At 61.6% G+C, this 18,848-nt stretch carries 12 protein-coding genes and 2 pseudogenes; 10 read left to right on the top strand and 4 right to left on the bottom strand.

Features of this window, described 5'->3' with window-relative positions:
* The first annotated feature begins 2 nt into the window (after positions 1–2).
* The 6 genes and pseudogenes from pknB to spoIVA form a co-directional block, all read left to right on the top strand.
* The gene (gene pknB, locus E0E41_RS00605) at positions 3–2,105 is read left to right on the top strand and encodes a Stk1 family PASTA domain-containing Ser/Thr kinase (RefSeq protein ID WP_130868291.1); all 2,103 of its coding nucleotides are present in this window, start codon (positions 3–5) and stop codon (positions 2,103–2,105) included.
* A 1-nt stretch (position 2,106) separates the two neighbouring features.
* Positions 2,107–3,000, top strand: a complete 894-nt coding sequence (gene rsgA, locus E0E41_RS00600) for a ribosome small subunit-dependent GTPase A (RefSeq protein WP_130868290.1) — start codon at positions 2,107–2,109, stop codon at positions 2,998–3,000.
* Positions 2,973–3,626, top strand: coding sequence for a thiamine diphosphokinase (locus tag E0E41_RS00595; protein WP_130868289.1), 654 nt, complete (start codon positions 2,973–2,975; stop codon positions 3,624–3,626). The genes rsgA and E0E41_RS00595 overlap by 28 nt, the downstream gene beginning before the upstream one ends.
* A gap of 63 nt (positions 3,627–3,689) precedes the next feature.
* Positions 3,690–3,860 (top strand): hypothetical protein, encoded by a 171-nt coding sequence (locus tag E0E41_RS18415; RefSeq protein WP_165450480.1) that lies wholly within the window; start codon positions 3,690–3,692, stop codon positions 3,858–3,860.
* Between the two features lie 144 nt (positions 3,861–4,004).
* Positions 4,005–5,531, top strand: coding sequence for a DUF3794 and LysM peptidoglycan-binding domain-containing protein (locus tag E0E41_RS00590; protein WP_130868288.1), 1,527 nt, complete (start codon positions 4,005–4,007; stop codon positions 5,529–5,531).
* A gap of 138 nt (positions 5,532–5,669) precedes the next feature.
* Positions 5,670–6,818, top strand: a pseudogene (gene spoIVA / locus E0E41_RS00585) (stage IV sporulation protein A); the annotation flags it as partial.
* Positions 6,819–6,947: 129 nt separating this feature from the next.
* Here spoIVA and E0E41_RS00580 read toward each other — a convergent pair.
* From E0E41_RS00580 to glnA, 4 genes are all read right to left on the bottom strand, one after another.
* Positions 6,948–8,402, bottom strand: a complete 1,455-nt coding sequence (locus E0E41_RS00580; protein ID WP_130868287.1) for a glutamate synthase subunit beta — start codon at positions 8,400–8,402, stop codon at positions 6,948–6,950.
* 1 nt (position 8,403) lies between these two features.
* The gene (gltB, locus tag E0E41_RS00575) at positions 8,404–12,930 is read right to left on the bottom strand and encodes a glutamate synthase large subunit (RefSeq protein WP_130868286.1); all 4,527 of its coding nucleotides are present in this window, start codon (positions 12,928–12,930) and stop codon (positions 8,404–8,406) included.
* A gap of 83 nt (positions 12,931–13,013) precedes the next feature.
* Positions 13,014–13,556, bottom strand: a complete 543-nt coding sequence (locus E0E41_RS00570) for an ANTAR domain-containing response regulator (RefSeq protein ID WP_130868285.1) — start codon at positions 13,554–13,556, stop codon at positions 13,014–13,016.
* Between the two features lie 42 nt (positions 13,557–13,598).
* Complete coding sequence (gene glnA, locus E0E41_RS00565) at positions 13,599–14,930, bottom strand: type I glutamate--ammonia ligase (protein ID WP_130868284.1); 1,332 nt, start codon at positions 14,928–14,930, stop codon at positions 13,599–13,601.
* Between the two features lie 356 nt (positions 14,931–15,286).
* On the opposite strand from glnA, the gene purF reads away from it, so the two are divergent.
* The 4 genes and pseudogenes from purF to E0E41_RS00550 form a co-directional block, all read left to right on the top strand.
* Positions 15,287–16,651, top strand: a complete 1,365-nt coding sequence (gene purF / locus E0E41_RS00560) for an amidophosphoribosyltransferase (protein ID WP_130868283.1) — start codon at positions 15,287–15,289, stop codon at positions 16,649–16,651.
* 56 nt (positions 16,652–16,707) lie between these two features.
* Entirely contained in the window at positions 16,708–16,833 is a 126-nt protein-coding gene (locus tag E0E41_RS19080) for a hypothetical protein (RefSeq protein WP_278045174.1), read from the top strand.
* 71 nt (positions 16,834–16,904) lie between these two features.
* Positions 16,905–18,548, top strand: a complete 1,644-nt coding sequence (locus E0E41_RS00555; protein WP_130868282.1) for a recombinase family protein — start codon at positions 16,905–16,907, stop codon at positions 18,546–18,548.
* A pseudogene (locus E0E41_RS00550) lies at positions 18,536–18,820 on the top strand (sporulation stage IV protein A); the annotation flags it as partial. The gene E0E41_RS00555 and the pseudogene E0E41_RS00550, both read left to right, overlap by 13 nt.
* Between the last annotated feature and the right edge of the window lie 28 nt (positions 18,821–18,848).

Here is an 18,848-nt window from a genome sequence, read left to right as displayed (position 1 = left end):
CTATGGATCAGTACATAGGGAAATTACTCGACAATCGATATGAGATACTGGAGCGCATCGGCATCGGCGGTATGGCGGTTGTATACAAGGGCAGAGACCACCGGCTGAACCGACTGGTGGCCATCAAGATCCTGAAGGAAGAACTGGCGCAGGATACAGAATTCCGCCGCCGGTTCCACGACGAATCTCAGGCCGTCGCCATGCTCTCCCATCCCAATATCATGGCAGTGTACGACGTGTCCCACACGCCGGAGTTGGACTATATCGTGATGGAGCTGCTGGACGGCATCACCCTCAAGCAGTATATGCAGAAAAAAGGCGGCAAGCTGGCCTGGCGGGAGGCCCTCCACTTCATCACTCAGATTATGAAGGCTCTGTCTCACGCCCACAGCCGGGGTATTATTCACCGGGATATCAAGCCCCATAACATAATGGTCCTGCGGGACGGCAGCCTGAAGGTGGCCGACTTCGGCATCGCCCGGCTCACCTCCGCAGCCCAGGCTACCCTGACCCAGGAGGCCCTGGGCTCCGTCCACTATATCTCTCCGGAGCAGGCCAGGGGCAGCCACATCGACGCCCGCAGCGATATCTACTCCGCCGGCGTGGTGCTTTATGAGATGATCACCGGACGTCTGCCCTACGAGGGGGATTCCCCGGTGGCAGTGGCCATCCAGCACATCAATTCCATCCCGCTTTCACCCAGAGAGATCGATCCGGAGATCCCGGAGGCCCTGGAGGCCATCACCATGAAAGCCATGGCCTCCGATGTGAATCAGCGCTATATTTCCGCCGATGCCATGCTGGCTGATCTGGAGGAGTTCCGTAAAAATCCCTCCATCAACTTTGATTACACTTCTGCGGACCTGCTGGTAACCGATGGGGACGAACCCACCCAGGTGCTGGGGGCCAATACGCCCCACAGCGTGCGATCTCAGCCGGCCCACAGTGACAAATATGTTCCGGAGGAACCGGAACCCCACCCCAGGAAGCGGCAGAGCAGACCGGAGCGGAGAGACGAGTATGATGACTACTCGGATCACGGCAGTAAGCTGCCCATCATTCTGGCCATTGCGGCTGTAGCCATTTTCCTGGTAGGCATCGGCGTATTCCTGTTTGTCTCCTTCTTCAGCGGACTGGGGATCAGCGGAGACACCGTTTATAACGTACCCAACCTCTACAACAAGACCATTGAAGAGGCCCAGGCCATGGATGAGGTGGTGGAGGCGCAGTTCCAGATCGTCCAGGGAGATACTGTGGCCAGCGACCTGCCTGAGGGGTATATCGTCAGCCAGACGCCTGAGAGCGGCCGCAACGCCTCCGCCGGATCCACCATTACGGTAACTGTCAGTGACGGCAGCCAGAGCAGCGAGGAAGGGGAGGTAATGCCCGACCTGGAGAATCAGGACTATCGCATTGCGGTAAGCCGTCTGGAGAAACTGGGCTTCTCTGAATCCGCCGGGAATCTGACCATCCGGCGTGAGAACTCCGAAGATGTAAACGAGGACTATGTGATCTCCCAGGACCCCGATCCGGAGACCCCGCTGGACGAGGTGGACCGTGTGGAGCTGGTGGTCAGCGACGGCAAGAAGGCCGAGATGGTCACGGTGATCTCCTTCATCGACATGACAGAGGCGGAGGCCCGCAAGAAGGCTGAGGAGAATTTGGGCCTGGTGGTGTCTGGCGTCACTGAGGAATACAGTGATGATATAGAGGCCGGCCACATTACCTGGCAGAGCATCAACAACGGGGACGAGGTGGCGAAGGGCTCTTCTATCCAGTTCCGGGTGAGCAAGGGCCCCGATCCCAATAGCACCGCTGAACCCAGCACTGCGCCCAGCACAGAGCCCAGCACTCAGCCAACGCAGACGCCCGGCGGCGGAAGCAGTGCTGCGGAAAAAACCGTTCCCGTCCAGGTGGATCTGCCCAGAGACGGCCGTGAAACTGTAGAGGTCGTGATCACCGTGGATGGTGAGCGTAAGTATGCTGAAACAGTAGAGACAAAGATGATGTCGGTGGTGGTACCCCTGACCAGCAGCGGGACCCGCACCGTTACGGTCTATATCGACGGGCAGGAAGCCTGGTCCCGGGCCATTCCGTTCAGCTGATATGGAGGGTGTGATTTTAAAAGCCCTCAGCGGCTTCTACTATGTGGATGGCGGAGACGGCCGTCTGATCGCCTGCAGGGGCCGGGGCAAGTTCCGGCACCAGAAGCTGACCCCGCTGGTGGGCGATCGGGTGACCTTCACCATCCTGGAGGGGCAGAACGGCATCCTGGATGCGATTCTCCCGCGGAAGAACCAGTTTCAGCGCCCGGCGGTGGCCAACATTGACCAACTGGTGGTGGTGGCCTCCGGGGCCATCCCGGTGACCGATCCGTTTCTCATTGACCGGGTGGTATCCATCGCCGAGGGCCGGGACTGCGACAGCATTATCGTGCTCAATAAGTGTGACTTGGACGGGGCGGAGGAGCTGTACGAAACCTACGTGAAAGCCGGCTTCACCACCCTGCGGGTCAGTGCGGAAACCGGCGAGGGCATTCCGGAACTGGGGCGTCTGATCGCCGGAAAGGTATCAGCCTTTACAGGGAATTCCGGCGTTGGAAAGTCCAGCATTCTGAACGCCCTTCAGCCGGACTTCCACCTTCAGGTTGGCGAGGTATCGGACAAACTGGGACGGGGCCGTCACACCACCCGTCATGTGGAGTTGTTCCGGCTGGACAATGGCGCAATTGTAGCGGACACGCCAGGCTTCTCCTCCTTTGACACGGAAGAGATGGAGCTGCGCCGTCCGGAAGAGCTGGAGCGAACATTTCGGGAGTTTAAGCCCTATCTGGGGCAGTGTCGGTTTACCGGCTGCGCCCATGTAAAGGAAAAAGGCTGTGCAGTGCTGGAGGCAGTAAAAGCGGGCTTGATCCCCAAAAGCCGCCATGCCAGCTATGTGCGGCTGTATGAACAGGCAAAGGAAGTGCCGGAATGGCAGCGGAAGGGAAACGGGGACTGATTATAGGGGCGGCGCCGTGGAAGGATGGCTCCTTTCTGGCCCCGTATTTAAAAGAAGGGCAGTGGACGGTGTTTTGTGCCGACGGCGGCTATGCCAATGGACGCTCCGCCGGCCTGATGCCGGATTTTCTCATCGGTGACTGGGATTCCGGCCAGCGGCCGGAGCTGGATGTGCCCTGCGTGACCCTGCCGGTGGAAAAGGATATGACCGACCTCCAGGCTGCCATGGACCAGGCACTGTCCATGGGGATCTCCCGGCTGCTGCTGTGCGGCTGCACCGGCGGACGGCTGGACCACACCGCCTCCAACCTGCTTCTGTTGGAGTGGCTGGCCGACCGGGGCGGGGACGGTATGATTGTGGACGAGGACAATGAGGTGCGCCTGCTCCTGCCGGGCAGCTTTCTGGTGGAGGACGAGCCCCATTACCACTACCTTTCTCTGGTGCCTCTGGACCGCACAGTGTCCGGCGTTACACTGAAGGGGATGAAGTATTCGCTGGAGCGTGCGGACCTGATCCGGGGCGATACCCTTTCCATCAGCAATGAACCCCGGCAGAGGGTGATGGAAATTACCATTACTGAGGGCCGGGCGCTGCTGATCCGCAGCCAAAGAGAAGAAAACATCTGAGATTGAACACAAAAGCCGTCTCCCGCGTATACTGGGTCAGAACCAGTAAGGGAGGCGGCTTTTATGACGTTACAGGGCAGGAAGTGGCTGGGTACGGCGGCGGCCTGCGCCGCAGGTGCGGCATTGCTGACCCATCCGATCTGCCTGGCCGCCTTCGGCGCGGGCGCCTGGGTGGGATACCGGGGCAAGGACTGGCTCAAACGAATTTGGAGCGACAGGGAGGCAATGCTATGAAGATCGTGGTGGTAAAATCTCCAAAGGCCCTGCGGGGAATCCTGAAGACCATTTTCGGCATCCGGGGCTGAGGCATACCGGGCGCTCCTTGGACATATAGTCTGGTAGCAAGACTGTATCAGACCATACAAGGAGTGGAACACTATGGAGCTGGAACTGGAACGAACCGAGCTGAACGGCTGCGACACCATACTGGACACCACGGTTTGCCGTGAGGAGACTTTGGAGGCCATCGTGCCCGACGCCTGTCCGGATATCCTGCGGATCTGCGACGTGGAGGGAACGGTGTGCCTGGCGGGGAAGGAGCCTCAGGAGGGGCGGGTGGAGCTGTCCGGCACGGTGCGGGCCGTTTTGCTCTATGTGCCTGATGGCGCGGAGGGCATGCGGCGTATGGAGGTCTCGCTGCCCTTCACCTGTACCGCCGACGCGCCGGCCATCACCCCCTCCTGCCTGGTGACCGCCCTGCCCAGAGTGCAGGCGGCGGATGCCAGGCTGCTCAATCCCAGAAAGGTACTGGTGCGGGTCAGCCTTGCCGCTGATGTGCAGGTGTTCTCTCCCGCCAGCGTGTCGGTATGCAGCAGCGTGCCGGATGGGGCACAGTTTGGTGTGGAGCAGCTTTCAGAGGAGTACGACGCCTACGTCACAGTATGTGTGCAGGAAAAAGCCTTTACATTTTCTGACGATCTGACCCTTTCCAGCGGAAAGCCGGAGGCGGAGGAACTGCTGAAAAGCCGGGCCTATGTGCGCTGCAATGAGGCCAAGGTGATCGGCAACAAGCTCATTTTCAAGGGGGAGACCCAGCTCCAGCTGCTCTGCCGGGGCGGGGACGGTGAGCTGTTCACCGCGGAATTTGAGCTGCCATTCTCCCAGATCATGGAGGTCAGCGGAGCGGGCGAGGACGCCGGCTGTGAGGTACAGGTGATCCTGACCGATCTGGACTGCACCATGGACGGGGGAGACGGCCGGATGTTCAGCGTATCGCTGGGCCTGCTGGCTCAGGCGGTGATCCGGGAGGCGCGGACCGTGCGGATGCTCACCGATGCCTACTCCACCCTGTACCCTATGACTGCTGAGCACCGAAATTATACCCTGGCCCGATTGATGGACCAGGGCGAGAAGGAGATCACCGTGCGGGAGCTGCTGGAGACGGGGGCGCTGCTGAAGGACGCCGCCGATGCCTACGCCTGCATTGGGGCCCTCACGCAAAGCCGGGAAGGGGAGCGGCTCACGGTTACCGCCCAGATCAACGTCACCGCCCTGTACCAGACCGACGAGGGCGAGATGGGCTCGGTCACCCGGCCGCTGCAGGTGTCCTGCTCCCTTGAGCTGCCGGAATACGCCGTGTGCAGCTGCCGCTGCTTCTGTACGGCGCCGGTCTTTGCGGCGGCCGCTGCAGGGGGACTGGAGGTGCGCTTCCCCGTCAGTTTCCGCTATACGGCCCTGGCCTCCCGCACGGTGGCAGGGATCTCGGGCATCACGCTGGATGAGACGGAGCCTCTGGATCACAGCCAGCGCCCGTCCATCGTGCTGCGCATGGTGGGACCGGGGGAGCGGCTGTGGGACATTGCCAAGTCCTACGGCACCACAGCCGGGGATATCGTCCAGGCCAACGGCCTGGACGAGGATACGCCGGTGGGGGGCAGGCTGCTGCTTATCCCACGGAAACGCTAGAGACTCAGAGGGGGCCTCCGGGCAGTTTGCCCGGAGGCCCCCTCTTTACTTTTGACCGTGTGGACGCATATTTTATGGCTTATCCCCATACGTATGTAGAGAAAACGACCGGCTCACGGGCCGAAGGAGGAATTGCCAGTGGAACAACGCAAGCTCTATGAGGATATCGCCCTGCGTACCGAGGGAGATATCTATATCGGCGTGGTGGGGCCGGTGCGGACGGGAAAATCCACATTTATCAAACGGTTCATGGAGACCATGGTCATCCCCAACATCGACAACGTGTACCGGAAGGAGCGGGCCAGAGATGAGCTGCCCCAGAGCGGCTCGGGCCGCACTGTGATGACGGCAGAGCCCAAGTTCGTCCCAGAGGAGGCCGTCCGCATCGATATGGAGAACGGGGCCTCCTTTTCCGTCCGGCTCATCGACTGCGTGGGCTATCTGGTGCCCGGCGCCGTAGGGGCCATGGAGGACGATTCCCCCCGCATGGTCACCACCCCCTGGTTCGACCATGAGATCCCCATGACCGAGGCCGCCGAGATCGGCACCCGGAAGGTCATCGCCGAGCACTCCACCATAGGCATCGTGGTCACCACCGACGGCACCATCACCGATATCCCCCGGGAGGACTACCTGGAGGCGGAGGAGCGGGTGATCCAGGAGCTGAAGGAGCTGGGGAAACCCTTCCTGGTAGTGCTCAACTCCGCCTACCCGGACTCCGACCGGGCCAAAGCCATCCGGGCCGATCTGGCCTCCCGGTACGACGTGACGGTGGTGTGCGCCGACTGCCTCCAGCTGGATGAGGAGGCGGTGACCCAGATCATCAAGGGGGTCCTCTATGAGTTCCCGGTCAAGGAGCTGGATCTGTTCCTGCCTCCCTGGGTAGATGCCCTGCCCTACGACCACCCCATCAAAAACGGCCTCTACACCGCTATCCGGGAGGGGGCTGCCGGGATGCACCGGGTCCGGGACGTGGAAAAGACGGTGGAGGCAATCGGCGGCTGCGACTGGGTGAGCAGCGCCGTCATCACTTCCATCAGTCTGGGTACCGGGCTGTCTGCCGCCCGGCTGGAGCTGCCCAGAGAGCTGTTCTACGAAACTCTGTCCCAGCAGTCCGGCTTTACTGTCCACGACGACGGCGACCTGCTGGAGCTGCTCTCCCAGCTCTCCCACGTAAAGGCGGAGTATGACAAGGTGGCCGGGGCGCTGGAGGAAGTCAAGACCACCGGATACGGGATCGTGGTGCCCAGCACCGACGAGCTGGTGCTGGAGGAGCCGGAGATCGTCAAGCAGGGGGGACGGTACGGAGTGCGTCTGAAGGCTTCCGCCCCTTCCATACACATGGTATGCAGCAAACAGAAGTTTAGAACAAACGGAAGGGGCGGACACCCAGGTGTCCGCCCCTTCTGTATTGATTCAGTTGGTATATCCCATCAGGTAGGCGTCCACTTCCCGGGCGGCGCTCCGGCCCTCCTGAATGGCCCACACCACCAGGGACTGACCGCGGCGCATATCCCCGGCGGCAAAGACGCCGGGCACGTTGGTCTGATAGCTGCCCTCCGGCGTTTTCACGCAGGAGCGGGGGGTCAGCTCCAGGCCAAAGGCCTCAGGCACATAGGACTGGGGACCCAGGAAGCCGGCGGCGATCAGGAGCAGCTGGCACTCCAGGGTCTGCTCGGTGCCCGGCACCGGCTGGAGCTTCTTGTCCAGCTGCACCGTCTTGACCGCCTGGAGAGCGCCCTTCTCGTCGGCCAGCAGCTCGGTCACTGTGGTCTGGTAGAGACGGGGATCGTGGCCGAAGACGGCAGCTGCCTCCTCCTGGCCATAGTCGGTCTTGCACACTCTGGGCCACTCGGGCCAGGGGTTGTTTTCCGTCCGGCTGTCCGGCGCCTTGGGCATCATCTCCAGCTGCACCACACCGGCACAGCCGTGGCGGATACAGGTGCCCACGCAGTCGTTGCCGGTATCGCCGCCGCCCACGATGACCACCTGTTTGCCCTTGGCGGAGGGGTAGGTGCCCTCGGCCAGGTCGTGGTCCAGCAGACTGCGGGTGGTCTCCTTCAGAAAGTCCACGGCGAACCAGACACCATCCGCAGACCGGCCGGGAACGGCCAGATCCCGGGGCTGGGCGGCACCGCAGCACAGCACCACCGCATCATAGTCCTGCAGCAGCTCCTCCGGCACCATATCCCTGCCCACATCCACGCCGGTGCGGAAGGTGATCCCCTCGGCGGCCATCAGCTCCAGCCGGCGGAGCACCACCGGCTTTTCCAGCTTCATGTTGGGGATGCCGTACATCAGCAGGCCGCCGGGCCGGTCCTCCCGCTCAAAGACGGTGACCGTGTGGCCCCGGTGGTTGAGCTGGTCAGCGCAGGCCAGACCGGAGGGGCCGGAGCCAACCACTGCCACCCGCTTTCCGGTACGGCTTCTGGGGGGACGGGGTGTCATCAGCCCATGTTCCCAGGCATCTTCTATGATGCCCAGCTCATTCTCCCGGACGGTCACCGGGTCGCCGTGAAGGCCGCAGGTGCAGGCGGCCTCGCACAGAGCAGGGCAGACCCGGCCGGTAAACTCCGGAAAGTTATTGGTCTTCAGAAGCCGGGCCAGAGCGTGGTCGAAGTGTCCGGTATAGACCAGGTCGTTCCACTCCGGCACCAGGTTGTGGAGGGGACAGCCGGACACCATGCCGTTGAGCACCGCGCCGGACTGGCAGAAGGGAACGCCGCAGGCCATGCACCGGGCGCCCTGCTGCCGCCGCTCCTCATCGCTCAGCCTGGGATGGAACTCCTGAAAATGGCGGATGCGCTCCAGGGGCGGCTGGGCCGGATTGCCCCGGCGCGGGTATTCCAAGAATCCGGTGGGTTTTCCCATGTTATTCCCCTGCCTTTCTGGTGTTGAGATAGAAGGCCTCCACCTGGGCCTCCTCCTTGCTCATGCCCTTTTCCTCGCAGCGGGCAATGGCACGGAGCATCCGGTCATAGTCGTAGGGAAGGATCTTTTTGAAGAGGGGGAGCATTTCCTCAAAATGCTCCAGAATGGCCTTGGCCTTGGGGGAACCGGTGGCGTCGGCATGGGCCTGGATGAGGGTCCGCAGTTCGGCAGCATCATGGGGCTCGGTCACAGGCTCCATGGATACCAATTCCTTGTTCAGGCGCAGGTACAGGTCCCTGTGCTCGTCCAGCACATAGGCTACGCCGCCGCTCATACCGGCGGCAAAGTTCTTGCCCGTGGGACCCAGGACCACCACGCGGCCGCCGGTCATATACTCGCAGCCGTGGTCGCCCACGCCCTCCACCACCGCGGTGGCTCCGGAGTTGCGCACGCAGAACCGCTCGCCGGCCACACCGTTCAGGTAGGCCGTACCGCTGGTGGCGCCATACAGGGCCACGTTGCCCACCAGGATATTCTCCGCCGGGTCAAAGGCGCTGCCCCTGGGGGGATAGACCACGATGGAGCCGCCGGAGAGGCCCTTGCCCAGGTAGTCGTTGGCGTCGCCCTCCAGCTCCAGGGTCAGGCCCTTGGGCAGGAACGCGCCGAAGGACTGGCCGCCGCCGCCGGTACACTTGATGGTGAAGGTGTTGTCCGGCAGAGAATTGCCGTGGAGCCGGGTCACGTCGGAGCCCAGGATGGTGCCAAGTGCCCGGTCGGTGCTGGAGACAGAGATCTTCAGCCGCCGGGGCTCGCCCCGCTCCAGAGCGGAACCCAGCTGTTTCTCCAGCAGCCGCAGGTCTACCGTGTTTTCCAGTTTGAAATCATAGACGTCCGCGGGGTCGAAGTGGGTCTTGACCCCCGGTTCTGCCGCCGGCACCTGGAGCAGGGCGGACAGATCCACCGAGGCGGCCCGCTCGTTGACGGCAGGGGAGCGGAGGGAGAGCAGGTCGGTGCGGCCCACCAGCTCGTCCACCGTGCGCACGCCCAGCCTGGCCATGTGCTCCCGCAGGTCCTGGGCCACAAAACGCATAAAGTTGACCACATACTCCGGCTTGCCGCAGAACCGCTTCCGCAGCTCCGGGTTCTGGGTGGCCACGCCCACGGGGCAGGTATCCAGGTTGCACACCCGCATCATGACGCAGCCCAGCGTCACCAGGGGAGCGGTGGCAAAGCCGAATTCCTCGGCGCCCAGCATACAGGCGATGGCTACGTCGCGGCCACTCATGAGCTTGCCGTCGGTCTCCACCACCACCCGGGAGCGCAGGCCGTTCTGGATCAGGGTCTGGTGGGCTTCCGCCAGACCCAGCTCCCAGGGCAGTCCGGCGTGGTGGATGGAGGTGCGGGGCGCTGCGCCGGTACCGCCGTCATAGCCGGAGATGAGCACCACCTGGGCGCCCGCCTTGGCCACGCCGGCGGCGATGGTGCCCACGCCCGCCTCGCTGACCAGCTTGACCGAGATGCGGGCCTTCCGGTTGGCGCACTTCAGGTCGTAGATGAGCTGGGACAGGTCCTCAATGGAGTAGATATCGTGGTGGGGCGGGGGAGAGATAAGGGCAACGCCGGGGGTGGCGTGGCGGCACTTGGCGATCCAGGGGTACACCTTGCCGGCGGGCAGATGGCCGCCCTCGCCGGGCTTGGCCCCCTGGGCCATCTTGATCTGGATCTCCTTGGCGCTCACCAGATACTCGCTGGTGACGCCGAAGCGGCCGGAGGCCACCTGTTTGATGGCGGAGTTCCGGGTGGGGTCGTTCAGCCGGTCGGGCTCCTCGCCGCCCTCGCCGGAGTTGGACTTGCCGCCCAGCAGGTTCATGGCCTGAGCCAGACACTCGTGGGCCTCCCGGGAGATGGAGCCGTAGCTCATGGCGCCGGTCTTGAAGCGCTTGACGATGGAGTCCACGCTCTCCACCTGATCCAGGGGGATGGGCTGGGCGGCGTACTTCATGTCCAGCAGGCCCCGGAGAGTGTGGGGCCGTGTTTCGTCATCCACCTTGGCGGTGTACTGCTTGAACAGCTGGTAGTCGCCCCGGTGGGTGGCCAGCTGGAGCAGGTGGATGGTCTGGGGATCGTAGAGGTGATCCTCACCGCCGGCCCGGGCCTTGTGGCGGCCCAGGCTGTCCAGCTCCAGATCGGTCTCCAGGCCCAGGGGATCGAAGGCCTTGGCGTGGTTGCGGTCCACACCCGCGGCGATCTCCTCCAGACCGATACCGCCCACCCGGGAGACGGTGTTGGTAAAGTATTTGTCGATCACGTCCTGCCGGATACCAACCGCCTCAAAGATCTGGGCGGACTGATAGGACTGAAGGGTGGAGATACCCATTTTGGAGGCGATCTTCACGATCCCGTGGAGGATGGCGGCGTTGTAGTCGTTGACCGCTGTGTGGAAGTCCTTGTCCAGCAGGCCCTCCTCGATCAGCTCCACGATGGTCTCCTCCGCCAGGTAGGGGTTCACCGCCCGGGCGCCGTAGCCCAGCAGGGCGGCGAAGTGGTGTACGTCACGGGGTTCGGCGGATTCCAGCAGGATGGAGACGGCAGTGCGCTTCTTGGTGCGGATCAGGTGCTGCTCCATGGCGGACACCGCCAGCAGGGAGGGGATGGCCACATGGTTCTCATCCACGCCCCGGTCGGAGAGCACGATGATGTTGGCGCCCTCCCGCCAGGCCCGGTCCACCGCCACCGCCAGCTGGTCCAAAGCCCGCTCCAGGGGGGTGTTGGTGTAATAGAGCAGGGAGACGGTGGCCACATGGAAGCCGGGACGGTCCATGGCCTTGATCTTCATCATGTCGGTGGAGGTCAGGATGGGGTTGTGGATCTGGAGCACCCGGCAGTTTTCCGGCTTCTCCTCCAGCAGATTGCCGTCATCAGCCACGTATACGGTGGTGTCAGTGACGATTTCCTCCCGGATGGCGTCCATGGGCGGGTTGGTCACCTGGGCAAAGAGCTGTTGGAAATAGTGGAAGAGGGGGCGGTCCTGATTGTCCAGCACAGCCAGGGGAATATCCGCGCCCATGGCGGCGGTGGGTTCCGCTCCGGTCCGGGCCATGGGCAGGATGGTGTCGTGTACGTCCTCATAAGTGTATCCAAAGGCCTTTTGCAGGCGATGGAGCTGCTCAGAGGTATGCCGCTCCACCCGCTTGTTTGGAATGGGCAGATCGGCCAGGTGGAGCAGGTTGCCGTCCAGCCACTCGCCGTAGGGCTGCCGGGCGGCGTAGGATTCCTTCAGCTCCTGGTCTCCCACGATGCGGCCCTGCTTCAGGTCCACCAGCAGCATTTTACCGGGCTGGAGCCGGGATTTTTGGGCGATCAGCTCCGGGGGCAGATCCAGCACACCCACCTCGGAGGAGAGGATGAGACGCCCGTCGGTGGTGACATAATAGCGGGAGGGACGCAGGCCGTTGCGGTCCAGCACCGCCCCAACCATGTCGCCGTCGGAAAACAGGATGGCGGCCGGGCCGTCCCAGGGTTCCATCAGGGTGGCGTAGTACTGATACAGGTCCCGGCGGGTGCGGGAAATGGCCTTGTCACCCATCCAGGGTTCCGGGATGCAGGCCATCACCGCCAGAGGCAGGTCCATGCCCGCCATCATCAGAAATTCCAGGGTGTTGTCCAGCATGGCGGAGTCCGAGCCGGAGGCGGACACCACCGGGAGCACTTTGGACATGTCGTCGCCCAGGGCCTGGGAGGACATGGTCTCCTCCCGGGCCATCATACGGTCCACGTTGCCCCGGATGGTGTTGATCTCGCCGTTGTGGGCCATGAGGCGGTTGGGATGGGCCCGCTCCCAGGAGGGGTTGGTGTTGGTGGAGAAACGGGAGTGGACCAGCGCCAGGGCGGACTGGTAATCGGGATCGTCCAGATCGGGATAGAAGGCCCGCAGCTGACGGACCAGGAACATCCCCTTATAGACAACAGTGCGGCTGGAGAGGGAGGGAACGTAGGTGTCCGGACAGGACTGCTCAAATACCCGGCGGAGCACGTAGAGCTTCCGGTCGAAATCCAGACCGGGTGCCGTGCCCTCCGGACGGCGGACAAAGCCCTGCTCGATATAGGGCATCTTCTCCCGGGCCCGCCGGCCCAGAATCTCAGGACAGACCGGTACCGTGCGCCAGCCCAGAAACTCCATGCCCTCCTTCTCGGTCAGCAGCTCAAAGAGCTTCTTGGCCTGACTGCGCCGGAGAAGATTCTGAGAGAAGAAGAACATACCCACGCCATAGTCTCTGGCCTCGGGCAGGGAAATACCAGCCGCCTTGGAAAAGAAGCGGTGAGACACCTGCACCAGAATGCCGACGCCGTCTCCGGTCTCTCCCTGGGCGTCCTTTCCGGCCCGGTGCTCCAGTTTTTCCACGATCTTCAGCGCGTCATCCACGGTCTGATGGGTGGGCCGTCCCTTGATATCCACCACAGCACCGATCCCGCAGGCATCGTGCTCGAAGCATGGGCGGTACAGCCCTTGCTGCGCTTGTGTCCTCATATACGCATCTCCTCTCCGGTTACTTGATAAAAACGGCGGCAGTCACGTCCCGGACTGCCGCCGCGAGACTACATCGTCTCTTATTATCCCAATTCTGCGCCATCCAGAACCATTTGTGCGGTCTGGGTTAATTTGGATCTGCTGTCCATACTGACTTTCTGCAGGAAACGGTGGGCCTGTTCCTCCGTCATGCCGTTGCGGTCCATCAGCAGACGCTTGGCCTGCTCGATGACCTCCTGGGCCTCCTGGGTACGGGCGGGGCGCACAAACCGCTCCAGCCGGCGGCTGATCTGGGTCAGCATCCGCACCGATGCCACCAGATCTCCCTTGGAGACGGGGGTGGCCAGGCGGAAAATATCGTCATTCTGGATCAGCTCCAACAGATCCTGGGAGGCAAGCACCAGCATGGCGCAGGAGAGGGGCAGATCCTCGAACAGGGTTTCGGCCGACTGGTCGGACAGCTTATAGCCGCACACCACAGCGGTAATATGCAGCTTGCGTACCGTCCGCCGCACCTGGTCGGCAGACTTGCACACGATGCAGGAAAAAGCGCCGGAGGCCTCCAGGAGCTCTTTGACCCTCCAGAGATTCTTTTGGTTTTCAAAGGCGACGATCACCTGATCCATTCCAGAGATCCCTCCCAACTGCGCCGTGGGGCAGATGCGCGCTTAGTAGTTGATGATATATTTCTCCCGCTCCCAGGAGGAGACGCGGGTACGGAACTCATCCCATTCCTTCTTCTTGCCTTCGATATAGTTGGCGGCTACGTGCTCACCCAGGGTGTCCAAAATCAGCTGGTCGCCTTCCAGAGCGGCGATGGCCTCCTCCAGAGATCCGGGCAGGGAATCAATACCCTTGGCCTTCCGGGTGGCTTGATCCATGGCGAAGATGTTCTCGGTCACCTCAGCGGGCGGGGTCAAACCCTTCTCGATGCCGTCCAGGCCGGCGGCCAGGCAGACCGCCAGCTCCAGGTAGGGGTTGCAGGCGGGGTCGGGGGAGCGGAGCTCCACACGGGTGGACTGACCGCGGGCGGCGGGGATCCGGATGAGGGCGGAGCGGTTGGAGGCAGACCAAGCCAGGTAGCAGGGGGCCTCATAGCCGGGCACCAGCCGCTTGTAGGAGTTGACCAGAGGGTTGGTGACGGCCGCCATGCCCTTCACATGGGCCAGCAGGCCGGCGATAAAGCTATACGCTTCGTGGGACAGGCCCTTCTCGCCCTCAGCGTCATAGAACACGTTCTTGCCGCCCCGGAACAGGGACATGTTGGTGTGCATGCCGGAGCCGTTGATGCCGAAAATGGGCTTGGGCATAAAGGTGGCGTGGAGGCCGTTCTTCTGGGCCAGGGTCTTGACCGCCAGTTTGAAGGTCATGATGTTGTCGGCGGCGTGGAGGGCCTCGGCATACTTAAAGTCGATCTCATGCTGGCCCTGAGCCACCTCGTGGTGGCTGGCCTCAATCTCAAAGCCCATCTGCTCCAGAGCCATGCAGATCTCGCGCCGGGTGCCCTCGCCGTGATCCAGAGGGCCCAGGTCGAAGTAGCCGGCCTCATCGTTGGTCTTGATGGTGGGCTTACCCTCGTCATCGGTCTGGAACAGGAAGAACTCCGCCTCAGGACCTACGTTGAAGGCATCATAGCCCATGTCCTTGGCCTTCTGCAGCACCCGCTTGAGCACATAGCGGGGATCACCCACAAAAGGAGTGCCGTCAGGATTATAGACATCACAGATCAGTCGGGCCACCTTGCCGTGGCTGGGACGCCAGGGGAACACAGCAAAGGAATCCAGGTCGGGGTAGAGGTACTGATCGGACTCGTCGATGCGTACAAAGCCCTCAATGGAAGATCCGTCAAACATGATCTGGTTGTTCACAGCCTTCTCGATCTGGGAGGCGGTGATGGCCACATTTTTCAGCTGGCCGAAAATGTCCGTGAACTGGAGACGGATAAACTCGATATCCTCTTCCTTTACGCGGCGGATGATTTCTTCCTTGGTGTACGACATTGCAAGCAGCTCCTTTCGGACATTCAAATAAAAAAGGACAAAGACATTCCTGCCATCCGGGCGGGAACATCTTTGTCCTCGACTATGGGCGAAAGTATAGTCTTTTTAGCGCCAAGTGTCAAGCACTTTTATGGAATTCAAAACATTTTATTTTTCAAAACAAAAATGCCTTTCACTTCCTCAAATCAATTTATGCAGGATTTACAATCGCAGCATGCATAAATTGCGATAAGGAACGCTGAATCGCCTTGACAATGGGAATAGGCCTCATTATAATACTTCTGTCAGCAGTAAGGGCGCTGCGGCAAGTAAGGCCGCAGTGCCCTTTTCTTTTTTTGAGCAGGAGGAATGGAACTATGCCCATCCACGAAGAATGTGGTGTGTTTGGAATTTATGATCCAGCCGGCGACTGCGCCCGCACAGTATATTATGGCCTTTATGCCCTTCAGCACCGTGGGCAGGAATCCTGCGGCATCGCGGCCATCAACGACCGGGAGCTGTCCTTCCACAAGGATGTGGGCCTGGTAGGTGAGGTATTCGATCAGGCTACTCTGGACCGGCTCAACGGCATTATGGCGGTGGGCCATGTGCGTTATGCCACCACCGGCGGCGGGCGCCGGGAGAACGCCCAGCCGCTGACCCTCAACTATGTGAAGGGTACACTGGCTGTGGCCCACAACGGGAACCTGGTAAATACCAGGGAACTGCGCACCACGTTTGAGTACCGTGGGGCCATCTTTCAAACCACTACGGATTCGGAGCTCATCGCCTATGCCATTGCCCAGGAGCGGCTGCGCTGCGGCTCGGTGGAGGAGGCGGTCTGTCAGGCGGTCAAGGGTCTGCGGGGCGCCTATTCGCTGCTGGTCATGTCCCCCCAGAAGCTGATCGCCGCCCGGGACCCCTGGGGATTCCGGCCCCTGTGCATGGGCCGCAGGGGAGAGGCCGTGGTATTCGCCTCGGAGAGCTGTGCACTCAATGCGGTGGGCGCCCGCTTTGAGCGGGAAGTGGAACCGGGCGAGATCGTGGTGGTGGAAGGGGGCAAGATATCCTCTATCCGGGAGAACTGTGAAAGCGCCACCAGCCATATGTGCATTTTTGAGTATATCTATTTTGCCCGGCCGGATTCGGTGATCTGCGGCCAGTCCGTCCATGAGGCCCGCCGCCGGGCGGGGCGGCTGCTGGCCCGGGCCTATCCGGTGGAGGCGGACGTGGTCATCGGTGTGCCGGACTCCGGCCTGGACGCCGCCATGGGATATGCGGAGGAATCCGGTATCCCCTATGGCGTGGGGCTGGTCAAGAACCGCTATATCGGCCGCACCTTTATCACGCCGGGGCAGCAGAGCCGGGAACAGGCAGTGCGCATCAAGCTTGGACCGCTGAAAAGCTGCGTGGAGGGCAAACGGGTGGTGATGATCGACGACTCCATCGTGCGGGGTACCACCTCCCGGCAGATCGTCACCCTGCTGCGGGAGGCCGGAGCCGCGGAGGTCCATATGCGCTCCTCCGCGCCGCCCTTTATCGCCCCCTGCTATTTCGGAACCGACATTCCGGATAAGGAGAATCTGATCGCCTGCCGCTACTCCGTGGAGGAGATCCGCCAGCTGATCGGAGCGGACAGCCTGGGTTTCCTGAGCCTGGAGGATCTTCACCGGATTGCGCCGGACGCCTCCTGCGGCTTCTGCGACGGCTGCTTTACCGGCACCTATCCCATCAATATCTGAGTTTTCCGCATACAAGCGGCCCCGCCGGAATAGGATATTCCGGGAGTGTGACTGCCATGGATGGTTTGATCCTGCTGAAACGGGAGCTGATGCTCCAGGTCAATGAGGGACTCTATCGGAAAAAGACCATTACATACGAGATGTACCAGCAGGCAAAACAGCGGATCTTGCAATGGACCTAGAGCAAAAAGAGCCGGCAAGCTCTCCTTCTGCGGAGGGCTTGCCGGTTTTTTAGCAGGAAAGGAGGGAGCGCATGGACCTTTTTGAGGCCCGCAGCGCACTGAACGGCGGCAAGAGCATTTACGATCTGGCGCTGCGGGTGACCTTTTACGCCCGAGTGTCCACCGAGAAGGAGGAACAGCTCCATTCACTGTCTGCCCAGACTCAATACTATACGGAATTCATCGCCAAATGCCCGGCCTGGACCTTTGTGGAGGGATATGTGGACGAGGGAATCAGCGGGACCAGTGCGGATAAGCGGGAGCAGTTTCTGCGGATGATCGCCGACGCAGGGGAAGGAAAGTTTGACTTTATCGTCACCAAGGAGATTTCCCGCTTTTCCCGCAATACCCTGGACAGCATCCGCTACACCCAGGAGCTGCTGAAATACGGGGTTGGCGTACTGTTCCAGTCGGACAACATCAATACGCTGATGCCGGATGCGGAACTGCGGCTTACCATCATGTCCTCCATCGCCCAGGATGAGGTGCGCAAAATCTCCGAGCGGGTCCGGTTCGGTTTCAGACGGGCCATTGAGGCCGGGGTGGTGCTGGGAAACAGCAAGATATGGGGATATGAGAAACAGGACGGGAAACTGGTGCTCCGTGAGGAGGAGGCGGAGATGGTCCGCCTGATTTTCGATCTCTACGCCAACCGGCGTATGGGAATCCGGGCCATCGCCGCCCAGCTGACCGAGCAGGGCTACCGGAACACCAAGGGGGGTACATTGTCCTTCAGTACAATCCGGGGAATCCTGTCCAACCCCAAATACAAGGGCTATTACTGCGGCGGGAAGAGCTGCAAATATGACTATAAGCTCAGCCGGCGCAGGCAAATGCCCCAGTCGGAGTGGGTCATGTACAAGGATGAGGAAGCGGTGCCGCCCATCGTATCGGAAGAACTGTGGGACAAGGCCAATGCCATCCTGAATCGGCGCGCGCTGTCCCAAGGGTCCGGGGACAGGAGCAGCTACCAGAACAAATATCCCTACAGCGGCAAGATCATCTGCTCCCAACACCAGATCCCGTACCACCGCACGCTTTACCACTACAGGACAGAGGACAGGGAGGCGTGGCAGTGCCGGGAATACGCCCGGAAGGGGAGGGCAGGCTGCATCATGCCGGTTCTCTACACCGAGGAGCTGGACGAGCTGATCCGGCAGATCCTGGAACAGCTGCCGCTTGACAAGGAGGAACTGCTCCAAAGTCTGCTTGGGATCTACGGCAGCTTTCAGGCCGGCGTCAGACAGAACCGGTACATCACCCAATCCAGGCACATCATGGCGGAGATCCTGCGGCGGAAGGACAGGCTGCTGGACCTGAATGTAGCCGGGCGCATTTCGGATGAGGAATTCACCCAGCGCAACGAGGGCTTCAATGAGGAACTGGCGCAGATACGCACCCGGCTGGAGGAGCTGGAGTGCCGCCTCCGGCAGGAGCAGGCAAAAGCCATACCGGAGGAGATCCTGCGTCCGGCTCTGAAACAGGAATTGGAATTTGACCAGGGGTTCCAGCGCGGGGTCATTGAGGCGCTGGTGGACCGGATCGAGGCCTGGCCGGGTCAGGCGCCGCGGACCGTCCAGGTCAGGCTGACCCTTCATATCTCCACGGAGCGCTGGACCTATCTGATCCAGCGCAGGCGTGGGAAGCCTTCTGTTTGTACCGCGCAATACACATGATCCGGGCGGATATTGAGACCGAAGTATCTCCCATCGTGGGCAACGAAAAGCAGAGCGAGGAGATGGTCAACTTCCTGCTCCAGGAGTTCGAAGGGGATACCAAGGCCATCTGGCAGTCCAATATTTTCGGCAAGTCCTTCCATGAGCTGGTGAGCGAGGACTTGAACGGCAAGCTCAAGCGAATGCCGGAGGATGCCCGGGCCAAGCTCCAGGAAACCCTGCAGCGCATCATCAACGAGGGCTCCGGCGGCCTGATCTGCATTATTCTGTAACAAAAAAGCATGGGAAACGATGTTTCCC

The sequence above is a fragment of the Intestinimonas massiliensis (ex Afouda et al. 2020) genome, assembly GCF_900626285.1.
Lineage (GTDB): Bacteria > Bacillota > Clostridia > Oscillospirales > Oscillospiraceae > Flavonifractor > Flavonifractor massiliensis_A.
This window is presented reverse-complemented; position numbering and strand designations above follow the sequence as displayed.